Genomic DNA, 11902 nt, shown 5'->3' with positions numbered 1-11902 from the left:
ATCGTGGCTCAATATATATCATCGTCCGGAGATCGTTTGGAACGTCAACACCGCATTCAGGCTTGGCTCAAGAGTCTGTTTCCAGAACAGGTCATCAGTCTGGCGCCCGCTTCAGCGGATGCCAGTTTTCGGCGCTATTTTCGCGCCGTATTGTCGAATGGCGACCATTATATCGTTATGGACGCTCCACCGCAGTACGAAGATTGCCATTCTTTTATTGCGGTTGCCGAACTGTTTGGCGCGGCGGGCGCCAATACGCCCAAGGTGCTGGCTCAGGACCTGGCCCAGGGTTTTCTGTTATTGACCGATTTGGGTGATGTCACCTACTTGTCGGTACTCAATGCAGAGAATGCCGGCGCACTTTATAACGATGCGCTGGATGCCCTGATCGCTATCCAGCGCAGCAGCCGCCCCGGTATATTGCCTGAATATGATCGCGTTCTGCTGGAGCGTGAGCTGCGACTGCTTCCGGAATGGTACATCACACGGCATCTGGGGGTGGAATTGAATGCGCAGCAGGCGCGCACACTGGATGGCGTATTCGAAGTGATCCTTGCCAATAACCTGGCGCAGGCGAAAGTGTTCGTGCATCGCGATTATCACAGCCGTAATCTGATGTTGACCGAACCGAACCCGGGTGTGCTGGATTTTCAGGATGCGGTCTATGGACCCATTACTTATGATCTTGCGTCGCTATTCAAGGATGCCTACATCTGCTGGGATGAAGAAATCATGCTGGACTGGGTGATTCGTTATTGGGAAAAAGCGCGGCAAGCCGGATTGCCTGTCAATACCGATTTCGGTGCGTTTTATCGCGATTTCGAATGGATGGGAGTGCAACGCCATATCAAGGTGTTGGGCATTTTTGCGCGTTTATATCATCGTGATGGAAAAACCGGCTATCTCAAGGATATGCCATTGGTGATGACATATCTGCGCAATACCTGCGCACGCTATCGTGAACTGGAGCCCTTGTTGCAATTACTCGATACATTACAGGGGCAGGCTCCTGAACCCGTCGGATATACTTTTTGAGCTGCGCAATGATTCTGGCTGCCGGGCGTGGTGAACGCATGCGCCCGCTTACTGATCACACTCCCAAGCCATTGCTGACGGCGGGCGGCAAGCCGCTTATTGTGTGGCACCTGGAAAAACTGGCGCAAGCAGGATTTACCAACGTGGTCATCAATCATGCGCATCTGGGTGAGCAGATCGAGACAATGCTGGGCACTGGCAGCAGCTTTGGTTTGAGTATCCGCTATTCGCACGAGGAGCAGGCGTTGGAGACTGCCGGCGGGATAGTCAAGGCATTGCCATTGCTCAACGATGCACCATTTCTGGTCATCAATGCGGATATCTGGACCGACTACGATTTTCGGCAAATCCTGCCGCGCCTTGATGCCATGAAGGCTCATCGTGCGACCGACTGTCTGGCGCATCTGGTGATGGTGGATAATCCACCGCAGCACAGTCGTGGTGATTTTGCCTTGTCTGCCAATACTGTACACAGTGACGGCAGCAGCCTGCTGACCTTCAGCGGCATCGGCATTTATCGTCCGGCATTGTTTGCCGGAATGGTTCCCGGCAGACCGGCCAAACTTGCGCCGCTGTTGCGCTGGGCGATGCAACGCGAGCAAGTCAGCGGCGAATACTATGCCGGATGCTGGCGCGATATTGGTACGCCGGCGCGATTGGCTGCATTGAATAGTGAGTTGTCGGGATAATTATGGATAAAGCGGCAGTGCGTCAGGCAGTCACGCTGGACCCGGCATGGGTCGCGGAACTTCGTGTCCAATGGACGGCTCTGATGGAAATGGCGGTGTGGGGTGAAGTCAAGTCCTCGCGCATGGGGGCGGCCACGCGGATGCGCAAACGCTTGCTGGATGTCGGCGAAAAATTGCGATCGCTGGCTGCCGACCGGGACTGGATTCCACATCCGCGTGAACAGGTGAAAAATGCGCTGGGCTCCGCTTTCAGCCTGAAGGATGCGTTATTGCAGTTTGAACGTGCCGCGCAGGACATGGATGGCGGCACCGATTGCGCCGTGTTCGGTGCGCGTGCGGTGCAACTGCACCAATCGTTGCTGGCGCGGCTGCCGGAACTGGAAAACACCTGGGCAGCCTTGCTCGATTCACAATATCTAGACGAAGACACCGATGACTGACACCACGCCTTTCAGCATGCGCCGTACCCGACTGATGCAACAAATGGGCAGCGGAGTTGCCGTGCTTGCCACCGCCCCGGAGCAGGTGCGCAACCGCGATAGTCACTACCCGTATCGCTTTGACAGTCATTTTTACTACCTGACCGGTTTTACCGAGCCGGAAGCGGTGGTGGTGCTGCTGGCCAGCACGCACCGCGCTGTGCTGTTCTGCCGCGACAAGGATATGGAGCGCGAAATATGGGATGGTTTCCGTTACGGACCGGAGGCGGCAAGTGCCACTTTTCATTTTGACGAAGCCTATTCCATCGGTGAACTCGACTCTCGATTGCCGGGACTGCTGGCCGATCAGCCCGCGCTGCATTACGCGCTCGGACAGGATGCCGGCTGGGATGCGCGCATATTGGGCTGGCTCAACAGCGTGCGCGAGCAGGCGCGCAGCGGGGTGACTGCCCCTGCCAGTTTGCGCGATGTACGCGAGTTGGTGGATGAAATGCGCCTGTTTAAAGACGAAGCGGAGCAAGCCACCATGCGGAATGCGGCCGCGATTGCCTGTGCTGCTCACAGCCGTGCCATGCAGGCCACAGCACCGGGGCGTTTCGAGTACGAAATCGAAGCCGAATTGCTGCACCATTTCCGCGCCAATGGCAGTCAGGCGCCGGCCTACACATCGATAGTCGCTGGGGGCGCCAATGCCTGCGTGCTTCACTATGTGGAAAATAATGCACAACTGCATGCTGGTGACTTGCTGCTGATTGATGCCGGCTGCGAACTGGATGGCTATGCGTCCGACATCACCCGCACCTTCCCGGTGAGCGGCAGCTTCAGCGCCGCACAAAAAGATGTGTATGAAATGGTGCTGGCCGCGCAATCCGCTGCGCTGGATGCAGTGAAGCCCGGTAATCACTGGAACCAGCCGCATGAAGCTGCGTTAAGCGTTCTGGTGCAGGGCATGATCGATCTGAAACTATGCACCGGCAGTGTGGATGGCGTGCTTGAATCCGGCGATTACCGGCGTTTCTACATGCATCGTACCGGTCACTGGCTTGGTCTGGATGTGCATGATGCAGGCAGCTACAAGACCGATGGCAGCTGGCGCGCATTGCAGCCCGGCATGGCGCTGACCGTCGAGCCCGGATGTTATATCCGTCCTGCAGACAATGTGCCGGAGGCTTTGTGGAATATCGGTATTCGCATTGAAGACGACGTCCTGGTCACAGCCAGCGGCTGTGAGGTCATCACCGCCGCTGCGCCCAAAACCGTGGCAGAGATCGAGGCAGCAATGCGCCATGCGTGAGCATAGCGACATTGTCATCGCCGGTGGGGGGCCGGTAGGCACGACGCTGGCGTTGCTGTTGGCGGATAGCGATTTTTCCATTCAGGTACTTGAAGCGCGAGCCGATCTAAGTCGCCCCGCGCATCGCCGCACGTTGGCGCTCTCCTATGGTAGTCGTCTGATACTGGAACGGCTTGGTGTCTGGACCGGCCTCAGTGAAGTGACTCCCATCACTACCATACACATTTCTCAGCGTGGCGGCCTGGGCATGGCGTGGTTGCGTGCAGAGGAAGAAAAGCTGCCGGCATTGGGCTATGTGCTGGACTACGCCGAGCTTGATGCGGCATTGCATGCACGCCTGCGCGACAGCAATGTGAGCATCGTCACTGGCGCACGTGTGGATGAGGTGCGTGCTGCCAGCGGATATGCCACGATGAAAGTCAATCGTGGCAGCGACATTACACCGGTAACGGCACGTCTGGCCGTCGTGGCCGACGGCGGAGACGGTAGTGCGCAGCGAATAAGTCGCGACTACGATCAGCATGCGTTGATTGCGACAGTGACTGCCGAGTTGGCACACAATGGCTGTGCCTATGAGCGTTTTACGTCCGATGGCCCGGCAGCGTTACTGCCGCAAGGCGATGGGTTTGCGCTGGTGTGGACAGCCAGCCCGGCACAAGTGCAGGCATTGCTGGCGTTGCCGGATGCTGAATTCCTGGAGGCGCTGCATCAGCATTTTGGCGATCGTGTCGGTCGCTTTTTGAACGTCGCACAACGGGCGAGCTTTCCGCTGGGATTGCGTTATGCCGCTCGGGCGACGCGCCCGCATACCGTGATGATAGGCAATGCTGCGCAAATGTTGCATCCGGTGGCTGGCCAGGGTTTCAATCTGGGTCTGCGCGATGCATGGGAACTGGCTGCACGGATCCGGACCAGTACGCGCGTTGCGCTGGGTAGTGCCGCCATGCTGGCTGACTACAGCAGCGCACGGCGGTTGGATACCCGTGGCGGAATTTTCTTTACGGATTTTCTGGTGCGAGTGTTTTCCAATGACAATTCGTTGTTGCATCATGGCCGCAGTATTGGCCTTGCGGCGCTGCAGATGTTGCCGCCGGTGAAACGTTTCGTGGCGCGGCGCATGATTTTCGGGGTGCGTGGATGACCGTCGCAACCTACGATGTCATCGTGATTGGTGCCGGTATTGTCGGCGCCGCATTTTGCGCAGCCCTCAAAGGCAGCGGGCTCGAGATTGCGCTGGTGGAGGCTCATCCGCCGGTAGCGCCAGCCGCGCAATGGGATACGCGTATTTACGCGATCAGTCCGGGGAGTGCACGTTTCCTTGAGGCGCTGGGTGTATGGCAAGACTTCGATGCGGCGCGCATCGCGCCGGTATATGGCATGGAAATCAGTGGCGACGCCGGCGCGCAGCTGACGTTTGACGCTTACGCGGCAGGTTTGCCGCAGCTCGCCTGGATCATGGAGAGCAATCGCATCCAGCATGGTTTGTGGACTGCATTGCAGCAGCAATCCAATCTGACGCTGTTTGCCGGCATCAGATGCGCTGAATTGGACTGGTTGGCTGAAGCTGAAGGCGCACGGCTGGCGCTCGCGGATGGTACGGTTCTGCACGGCAAGCTCATTGTGGCGGCGGATGGTGGTAATTCCTGGGTACGCCAGCAGACAGATGTGGTGGTGGATCGCCGGGATTACGGTCAATTGGGTGTCGTCGCCAATTTCGAATGTGCTCACCCTCATGCGCATATTGCGCGTCAATGGTTTCGTGCGGACGGCGTACTGGCATGGCTGCCATTACCGGATCGACGTTTCTCCATGGTGTGGGCAACGGATGAGGCGCATGCTCGGACGCTATTATCATTGCCGGCCGCTGAACTGGCCGAACGCGTGGCACAGGCCGGTGGTCATGCATTGGGCTCCCTGAATTTGCTGGGCGCGCCGGCGGCTTTTCCGCTGGCACTGACGCGTGTGGATACGTTGGTTAAACCTGGTTTGGCGCTGATCGGCGATGCTGCGCACGGCGTGCATCCGCTAGCCGGGCAGGGCGTCAATCTGGGTTTGCGCGATGCGCGCGAACTGGCGCAAGTGCTGCGTGAGCGTAAATTGGCCGGCTGTGGCGAGTTGCCGCTACTGCGTCGATATGAGCGCGCGCGCAAGGAAGATATTCTTGCCATGCAAGGCGTGACAGATGGTTTGCATGTCCTGTTTTCCAGCACCCGGCCGGGACTGGCCCGGTTACGCAATGCAGGTCTGGACTTCACTAATCGGCTGAGCCTGGTCAAAAATCTGCTGATACAACATGCATTGGCCTGAGCCGTTTCCGTTAATAATTCTGGGGTAAACATGTTTAAACTTATTCTGATATCCACCGTACTGCTGACCAGTGTGTTGGCGTGTACGGCCAACGCGGATGAATCCACCATCAAGAAAACGCTGCTGGAAAAATTCCCCGGTGCCGCCATTGCCAGCATTGCCAAGACACCTTATTCCGGGCTTTACGAAGTGCTGATAGACGGCCAGATTATCTATGTGGATGAAAATGCCAAATATCTGTTTGTGGGGAGTGTTGTCGATGTCAAAACCCGCCAGAACCTGACCAACGAGCGTCTGGAGAAGCTCAATGCCGTGAAATTCGACAGCCTGCCTTTCGCGGATGCGATCAAGACTGTGAAGGGTGACGGTACGCGCAAGCTGGCGATTTTTTCGGATCCGGATTGCCCGTACTGCAGAAAGCTGGAACAGGAGCTGACCAAGGTCAGCAACGTCACCATTTATACCTTTCTCTACCCCATTGTCAGCCTGCATCCGGAGGCCAATGCCAATGCCAAAGCCATCTGGTGTGCACCGGATCGCAACAAGGCATGGGACGATGCAATGTTGCGCGGCGTGATGCCGAAAAACAAGGGTAGTTGCAAAAATCCGGTTGAATCGAATATTGCACTGGGTAATAAATATCGCGTTACGGGTACCCCCACCATTATTTTTGAAAATGGTCAGCGTGTTCCCGGGATGGTGCCGGCCGATAAGCTTAATGAGTTACTTGATACAGTAGGTAAGGGTAAATAATATGCCAACATTGTGGGATGAGCGTTACGCAGGCGAAGCTTATATTTTCGGCACGGCGCCGAACGCTTTTCTGAAATCACAGGCAGCACGCCTGCAGTCCGGGCAATCTGCATTGGCTGTCGCAGATGGCGAAGGCCGCAATGGCGTGTGGCTGGCGCAACAAGGTTTGCAGGTGTGGTCAGTCGATAGTTCCAGCGTGGCGCAGGCCAAGGCAAAAAAACTGGCTGCGGAACGCGGCGTGACGCTGCAATTTGAAGTTGCCGATCTGCTTGCATGGGATTGGGGTGATGCGCGCTTTGACATCATTGCCGCCATATTCATCCAGTTTACGGATCCGGCAGGCCGTGCGCTCCAGTTCGAAGGTATCCGCCGTGCGCTCAAGCCGGGCGGTATGCTGCTGTTGCAGGGCTATACGCCGCGGCAGCTTGAATACAAAACGGGCGGCCCGCCCTCGGTGGAAAATCTCTACACCGAATCCATGCTGCGCGAATGGTTTGGCGGCTGGGATATTCAGCATCTGCGCGAACACGACGAGGTGATCAACGAAGGCAGCCATCATGCCGGGATGTCGGCGCTGATCGACCTGGTAGCGTATAAACCCGGGAAATAAGTCAGGTATTGAACAGCCGGGCCAGTTCTGTCCCCGGATCGCTGGCACGCATGAAAGCTTCGCCCACCAGAAACGCATTGACGCCATGCTCGCGCATCAGCACCACATCGTCACGACTATGGATGCCGCTCTCGGTAATGGCGATGTGCCGATCGCCAAGCGTCGTTAGCAGGTCGAGCGTAGTTTGCAATGAGGTAGCAAAAGTGCGCAGGTTGCGATTGTTGATGCCCTGCAATGGGGTGGCAAGCTGTAGCGCCTGTTGCAGTTCCGTGACGTCGTGCGATTCCACCAGCACTGCCATGCCGAGTTCATTCGCGATGCCTTCCATCTCCTGCATTTCGGCCAGACTTAACGCTGCGACAATGAGCAGGATGCAGTCTGCCCCCATCGCGCGGGCTTCGTACACCTGATACGGCGCGATCATGAAATCCTTGCGCAATACCGGTAGCTTGCAGGCGTTGCGCGCTTCGATCAGATACTTTGCGTCACCCTGAAAATATTGCTTGTCGGTGAGTACCGATAAACACGCTGCGCCGTGTTCAGCATAACTACCAGCAATGCTTGCAGCTTGAAAATCGGCACGTAGCAGCCCTTTGGAAGGGCTGGCTTTTTTGATCTCGGCGATGACTGCAGCGTGCCCTGCCGTTATCTTGCTGCGCATCGCGCCAACGAAATCACGTGTGGGCGCAGCATTGCGGGCAGCAGCCTGAATTTCTGCCAGGTTGGTATGTGTGAGCGCTGCACTGATTTCTTCACGCTTGGTAGCGAGGATACGATTGAGAATGTCTGACATGTCAGGCGGACTGTTGGGTAAACGTGATGAGTTGGTCGAGTTTGGTGCGAGCCGCCCCCGAGGTGATTTGCTGGCGAGCCAGGGAAATGCCGTCTGCCAGCGTGGCCGTCAACCCGGCAACGTAAATCGCCGCGCCGGCGTTAAGCGTCACAATGTCGGCAGCGGCAACGTGTCGATTTTCCAGCGCTGCCAGCAGCATGGCGGTGGCCTCGGCTACGCTGTGCACTGCCAGGTCGGCGGCATCGCAACGTGCGCAGCCGAATTCTTCAGGCGTGACGGTATATTCGCGAATCGCACCATCCTTCAATTCTGCGATGAAGGTCGCGCCGCCCAGGCTGATTTCGTCCATCCCGTCGGCGGCATGCACCACCATTACATGTTGACTGCCGAGTGTTTTCAGAACCTGGGCGAGTTTGCCGGTAAGGTCACGATCAAACACGCCCATCACCTGATTCGGCGCGCCGGCAGGGTTGGTCAATGGTCCCAGCAGGTTGAACAGGGTGCGCACGCCCAGTTCGCGCCGCACCGGGGCAGCATGTTTCATCGCGCTGTGATGGTTGGGTGCAAACATGAAGCCCACGCCGATTTCGCGTACGGCCTGTGCCACCTTGTCAGGCGTGAGATTGACGTTTACCCCAAGGGCTTCCAGCACATCTGCGCTGCCTGAAGTGGACGACACCGACCGGCCGCCGTGTTTGGCAACCTTGGCCCCGGCCGCAGCCGCTACCAATGTGGAAGCGGTGGAGATATTGAAGGTATGCGCCCCGTCACCACCGGTGCCGCAGGTATCCACCAGATGCGCCACGTCTGCAAGCGGCACCTTGGTGGATAGCTCGCGCATGACTTCAGCTGCGGCAGCAATTTCGGTCACACTCTCGCCCTTGCAGCGCAAGGCCACCAGTAAGCCGGCGATCTGTACGGAGGTGAGTTCACCGCGCATGATGGCGCGCATGATGGCGAGCATGTCCTGGTGTTCGAGATCGCGTTTTTCCAGTAGATGATTCAGCGCGTCGCGTGGGTTCATCATGCGGCTTTTTCCCTGCCTTCGTCTGGTGGAGAGTGTGCCAGGAAATTCGCCAGCATTTCATGCCCGTATTCAGTGAGAATGGACTCCGGATGAAACTGCACGCCCTCGATGGGCAAGGTTTTGTGGCGTATGCCCATGATTTCCCCATCTTCGGTCCAGGCGGTAATTTCCAGACAGTCAGGCAGACTGGCGCGTTCGATTACCAGTGAGTGGTAACGGGTCGCCCGAAACGGATTGGACAATCCCTGAAATACACCAGCATTATGGTGATGAATCATTGAGGTTTTGCCATGCATCAATTGTTGGGCGTGGACAATTTTTCCGCCGAATGCCTGGCCGATACTCTGATGGCCAAGGCATACGCCGAGTAGCGGTATTTTCCCGGCAAACGCCTTGATCAACGGCACCGAGATACCCGCCTCGTTAGGCGTGCACGGACCTGGCGAAATCACGATATGACCGGGTTGCAAAGCAGCAATCGCGGCCAGATCAATTTCATCGTTTCGGTAGACGCGTACGTCCTCACCCAGCTCGCCGAAATATTGCACCAGGTTATAGGTGAATGAGTCATAGTTATCGATCATCAGCAACATATTTGCACCATATTATTGATTTTCAACATATTTATCTTGAATAATGTCGATTGATACCCGCTTTTATACCCGCTATTTTTCGCGCTGTAAGTTTGCCGGTGCGTACGGCACCAGAGAAAATGCAGAGCTAAGCGGCGCGGTGCTTTTTACTGCGACCGCTTGAGCGTAGTTATATCGAATCTACGATAACGGATGAAAAAGAAAAATCAAAATTCTTAAACGCCTCAACAATCTTGAGTCGACCGTTTTTAGCCTCAAGAGCTTTTGCCTCTTGAATAACGTGATGAGAGATAGAGCCGGCCATTGATTCCAGTTTCCCTGCAACAGCGTTTATTTGAAAGACCACATGACCATATTTGCTTTCAACCGTTTTCCTATAATTGTCATGACCTTCAAATGTCTGCGGATGAAACCAATTATTTGCGGGCATAGTAACGATGAAATCAAAAAAGTATACGTAATCCCAGCCCTCTTTCTCTAGGGCTTTAACCTGCTTATTGTGTTTCAGAAGTTTTTCCGACTTGAATTTTCCGCCATGTTCAAGAAAAAGCGATTTAATTTCAATTCCAATCAATTTTTGATTTTCAGAATTTGGATTTTTCCATACCGCAATATCAACATCCCCGCTTGCCCCATATTTTGATTTTTGAAGCTCAACAACGACTTTGTCACCTTGGCTTAAGCCAAGCACCTGACAGAGAGTACTTTGATGGATATCTACAAAGTCTCTTGTGAGCTTCTTTTCTCTAGATTGCGGATCTTCGTAGTAGTGCATATTCAGCATATTTAATATTATCTCTTGTCTGCACTACGTGAACAAGAAAAACACGAAAAACGCAGCACCATATCTCCTAACAGCCCAACGGCGGCTTGCATTGCTGCCTGAAAGCACACTGCTCGCACAGACCGGACGAGCTAGCGTACTGCGCCTCTTTCCGATCGTCCAGAATGGCCTCTCGCCGTTTAGCCAGCGAGATTACTTCCTCGTGCGTCAGCAGTTGCACGCGATGGAGCGTCCTCCGCCCGCTTCCGGGTTGTTGGACGAGCACATAGCCGTGGGTCGCAATGAGTCCCTGGGTTTGTGCCGCCAACGCGGATCTTTGCGCAGATAGCTCGATCACGTCGGATAGATAGGGTCGATCGACGCGCCGTGTCTTGAGTTCTACCAAGGTGATGACACCTCGCACGTCACGATAGCCGCGATCCACCTTCGCAACCAGCGTTACAGGCCCGTTCGCTTTGAATACCTGCTCCGCATAAACCAATTCAGCGTCCTGCAGCTCCCTTGGCAGCCACGCTTTCTCCGAGGCCACCAGGCGAGCACGCCGAACCCAACGAATAAGGATCAGCAGGACGACAGCAGCGAATGCAAACAAGGGCAGTTCGCTAGATGGCATGATCGCCTCCATTGCCACGTAGCGCGCGATCGGTCAACCACACAATCGGTCTCAGCATCGTCCGGACAACGGGTTGCAGCCACGGGCAGCGCTCCAGTACCATGCACACCCCGGGCGCCGTTCGGTAGTACACCCCGATCAACCAGCGCCCCGTTGCGTTGGGACGCAATACCCGGTCACGAAACATTCTGAGCGCGGTGACCTCACGACCCGGCCCGAAGGTGAGCGTCGCGATGTAACAGCGCCCTTTCTTTTCAGATGTCTGGACTCTGTCCCGGTAAAACCGGTCGTGTTCTTTCAATCCGCGCCGGATCGCTGTGCGTTGAGATGCGGTGCTGCGCTTGCCATATCGGTGTTCAAAAACCACCAGACGTTCGCAAACCCCCATCTGCGCCAGTTCGGACGCGCTCACGGCTCTCGATTTTTTCTGCCGGGTTTTCCTATTCATGGAAAAAATTTCCTTGGCGCTTTCCATTTGCTTTGGCGTCCACGTCCCACCGCTATTCGGTGATGGGTTCGTCGAACACCTGGTTGGTGATCGAAGCGTCGCCCCTATCGCGAGGCGTCGTTTCACTCTTGGCTTCAGCCATGTGTCCGGCAAATCCTATCGGCCAGTGCTGGGCCAGCAACCCTTCCTGCGCCAAAGTCCGAAGCCGATTCACCCGCTTGGTACCCTTCTTGAACCGGATCAGCTCGTCGTAAAGACGCGGGTTGTCGGCGCGCTCCAACTCAAATACCAGCCGGATAGGCTCTAGCGGAATCGACATGCCATCGTTCATATCGACTCTCCATCCATTTTGGATTCCGCCGCGTCGATACGCGCATCCTTTTCAAGCATGCTGCGGGCATAGTTCATTCCGGCGATCTGGAAGCCTTTCACGTTGGCGTAGATCGGATCCTTGATCTCGTGAATCTTGTGCTTCGGGAACGCATCCTTGACCGCCTTCTTGAACAGGAATGCTCC

At 55.9% G+C, this 11902-nt stretch carries 16 protein-coding genes; 8 read left to right on the top strand and 8 right to left on the bottom strand.

The window, feature by feature from the left end:
- Positions 1–36: 36 nt before the first annotated feature.
- Genes ACYCZJ_RS11595 through ACYCZJ_RS11560 form a run of 8 tightly spaced genes read left to right on the top strand, consistent with a single transcriptional unit; the run spans position 37 to position 7128 of the window.
- Positions 37–1035: an aminoglycoside phosphotransferase family protein gene (locus ACYCZJ_RS11595; RefSeq protein WP_461554385.1), complete on the top strand. Its 999-nt coding sequence runs from the start codon at positions 37–39 to the stop codon at positions 1033–1035.
- A gap of 8 nt (positions 1036–1043) precedes the next feature.
- On the top strand, positions 1044–1724 hold the full coding sequence (gene murU / locus ACYCZJ_RS11590) for an N-acetylmuramate alpha-1-phosphate uridylyltransferase MurU (RefSeq protein WP_461554437.1): 681 nt from the start codon (positions 1044–1046) through the stop codon (positions 1722–1724).
- 2 nt (positions 1725–1726) lie between these two features.
- Positions 1727–2164: a hypothetical protein gene (locus tag ACYCZJ_RS11585; RefSeq protein WP_461554384.1), complete on the top strand. Its 438-nt coding sequence runs from the start codon at positions 1727–1729 to the stop codon at positions 2162–2164.
- Entirely contained in the window at positions 2157–3458 is a 1302-nt protein-coding gene (locus ACYCZJ_RS11580) for an aminopeptidase P N-terminal domain-containing protein (RefSeq protein ID WP_461554383.1), read from the top strand. The genes ACYCZJ_RS11585 and ACYCZJ_RS11580 overlap by 8 nt, the downstream gene beginning before the upstream one ends.
- Positions 3451–4599 carry an FAD-dependent monooxygenase gene (locus ACYCZJ_RS11575; protein WP_461554382.1) on the top strand — a complete coding sequence of 383 codons (1149 nt, stop codon included), beginning with the start codon at positions 3451–3453 and terminating at the stop codon, positions 4597–4599. Before ACYCZJ_RS11580 ends, ACYCZJ_RS11575 begins: the two co-directional genes overlap by 8 nt.
- Positions 4596–5765 carry a UbiH/UbiF family hydroxylase gene (locus ACYCZJ_RS11570; RefSeq protein WP_461554381.1) on the top strand — a complete coding sequence of 390 codons (1170 nt, stop codon included), beginning with the start codon at positions 4596–4598 and terminating at the stop codon, positions 5763–5765. The genes ACYCZJ_RS11575 and ACYCZJ_RS11570 overlap by 4 nt, the downstream gene beginning before the upstream one ends.
- Positions 5766–5795: 30 nt before the next feature.
- Entirely contained in the window at positions 5796–6518 is a 723-nt protein-coding gene (locus tag ACYCZJ_RS11565; RefSeq protein ID WP_461554380.1) for a DsbC family protein, read from the top strand.
- 1 nt (position 6519) lies between these two features.
- On the top strand, positions 6520–7128 hold the full coding sequence (locus tag ACYCZJ_RS11560) for an SAM-dependent methyltransferase (RefSeq protein ID WP_461554379.1): 609 nt from the start codon (positions 6520–6522) through the stop codon (positions 7126–7128).
- Between the two features lies 1 nt (position 7129).
- On the opposite strand, the gene trpC is transcribed toward ACYCZJ_RS11560, so the two are convergent.
- The 8 genes from trpC to ACYCZJ_RS11520 all read right to left on the bottom strand — a co-directional run.
- Positions 7130–7921, bottom strand: coding sequence for an indole-3-glycerol phosphate synthase TrpC (trpC, locus tag ACYCZJ_RS11555; RefSeq protein ID WP_461554378.1), 792 nt, complete (start codon positions 7919–7921; stop codon positions 7130–7132).
- Between the two features lies 1 nt (position 7922).
- Positions 7923–8948 carry an anthranilate phosphoribosyltransferase gene (gene trpD, locus ACYCZJ_RS11550; protein WP_461554377.1) on the bottom strand — a complete coding sequence of 342 codons (1026 nt, stop codon included), beginning with the start codon at positions 8946–8948 and terminating at the stop codon, positions 7923–7925.
- Entirely contained in the window at positions 8945–9541 is a 597-nt protein-coding gene (locus ACYCZJ_RS11545; protein WP_461554376.1) for an anthranilate synthase component II, read from the bottom strand. The genes trpD and ACYCZJ_RS11545 overlap by 4 nt, the downstream gene beginning before the upstream one ends.
- Before the next feature lie 169 nt (positions 9542–9710).
- A complete protein-coding gene (locus tag ACYCZJ_RS11540; protein WP_461554375.1) occupies positions 9711–10325 on the bottom strand; it encodes a hypothetical protein in 615 nt (204 codons plus the stop codon).
- 67 nt (positions 10326–10392) lie between these two features.
- Positions 10393–10938 (bottom strand): PD-(D/E)XK nuclease family protein, encoded by a 546-nt coding sequence (locus ACYCZJ_RS11535; protein ID WP_461554374.1) that lies wholly within the window; start codon positions 10936–10938, stop codon positions 10393–10395.
- Positions 10928–11386 carry a CFI-box-CTERM domain-containing protein gene (locus ACYCZJ_RS11530; protein WP_461554373.1) on the bottom strand — a complete coding sequence of 153 codons (459 nt, stop codon included), beginning with the start codon at positions 11384–11386 and terminating at the stop codon, positions 10928–10930. The genes ACYCZJ_RS11535 and ACYCZJ_RS11530 overlap by 11 nt, the downstream gene beginning before the upstream one ends.
- A 52-nt stretch (positions 11387–11438) precedes the next feature.
- On the bottom strand, positions 11439–11705 hold the full coding sequence (locus tag ACYCZJ_RS11525; RefSeq protein ID WP_461554372.1) for a hypothetical protein: 267 nt from the start codon (positions 11703–11705) through the stop codon (positions 11439–11441).
- Positions 11706–11713: 8 nt separating this feature from the next.
- A partial coding sequence (locus ACYCZJ_RS11520; RefSeq protein WP_461554371.1) for a hypothetical protein occupies positions 11714–11902 on the bottom strand: 189 nt, incomplete at its 5' end.

The organism is Sulfuriferula sp., assembly GCF_054605375.1.
The sequence above is the reverse complement of the archived record's forward strand: the minus strand, read 5'-3'. Positions and strand labels throughout refer to the sequence as shown.

Coding starts and splice junctions, on each gene's coding strand:
- trpD (WP_461554377.1), bottom strand. CDS start 8,948: ATGATGAACCCACGCGACGCGCTGAATCATCTACTGGAAAAACGCGAT.
- ACYCZJ_RS11580 (WP_461554383.1), top strand. CDS start 2,157: ATGACTGACACCACGCCTTTCAGCATGCGCCGTACCCGACTGATGCAA.
- ACYCZJ_RS11525 (WP_461554372.1), bottom strand. CDS start 11,705: ATGTCGATTCCGCTAGAGCCTATCCGGCTGGTATTTGAGTTGGAGCGC.
- ACYCZJ_RS11530 (WP_461554373.1), bottom strand. CDS start 11,386: ATGAATAGGAAAACCCGGCAGAAAAAATCGAGAGCCGTGAGCGCGTCC.
- ACYCZJ_RS11565 (WP_461554380.1), top strand. CDS start 5,796: ATGTTTAAACTTATTCTGATATCCACCGTACTGCTGACCAGTGTGTTG.
- ACYCZJ_RS11560 (WP_461554379.1), top strand. CDS start 6,520: ATGCCAACATTGTGGGATGAGCGTTACGCAGGCGAAGCTTATATTTTC.
- ACYCZJ_RS11570 (WP_461554381.1), top strand. CDS start 4,596: ATGACCGTCGCAACCTACGATGTCATCGTGATTGGTGCCGGTATTGTC.
- ACYCZJ_RS11545 (WP_461554376.1), bottom strand. CDS start 9,541: ATGTTGCTGATGATCGATAACTATGACTCATTCACCTATAACCTGGTG.
- ACYCZJ_RS11535 (WP_461554374.1), bottom strand. CDS start 10,938: ATGCCATCTAGCGAACTGCCCTTGTTTGCATTCGCTGCTGTCGTCCTG.
- trpC (WP_461554378.1), bottom strand. CDS start 7,921: ATGTCAGACATTCTCAATCGTATCCTCGCTACCAAGCGTGAAGAAATC.
- ACYCZJ_RS11540 (WP_461554375.1), bottom strand. CDS start 10,325: ATGCTGAATATGCACTACTACGAAGATCCGCAATCTAGAGAAAAGAAG.
- ACYCZJ_RS11585 (WP_461554384.1), top strand. CDS start 1,727: ATGGATAAAGCGGCAGTGCGTCAGGCAGTCACGCTGGACCCGGCATGG.
- ACYCZJ_RS11575 (WP_461554382.1), top strand. CDS start 3,451: ATGCGTGAGCATAGCGACATTGTCATCGCCGGTGGGGGGCCGGTAGGC.
- murU (WP_461554437.1), top strand. CDS start 1,044: ATGATTCTGGCTGCCGGGCGTGGTGAACGCATGCGCCCGCTTACTGAT.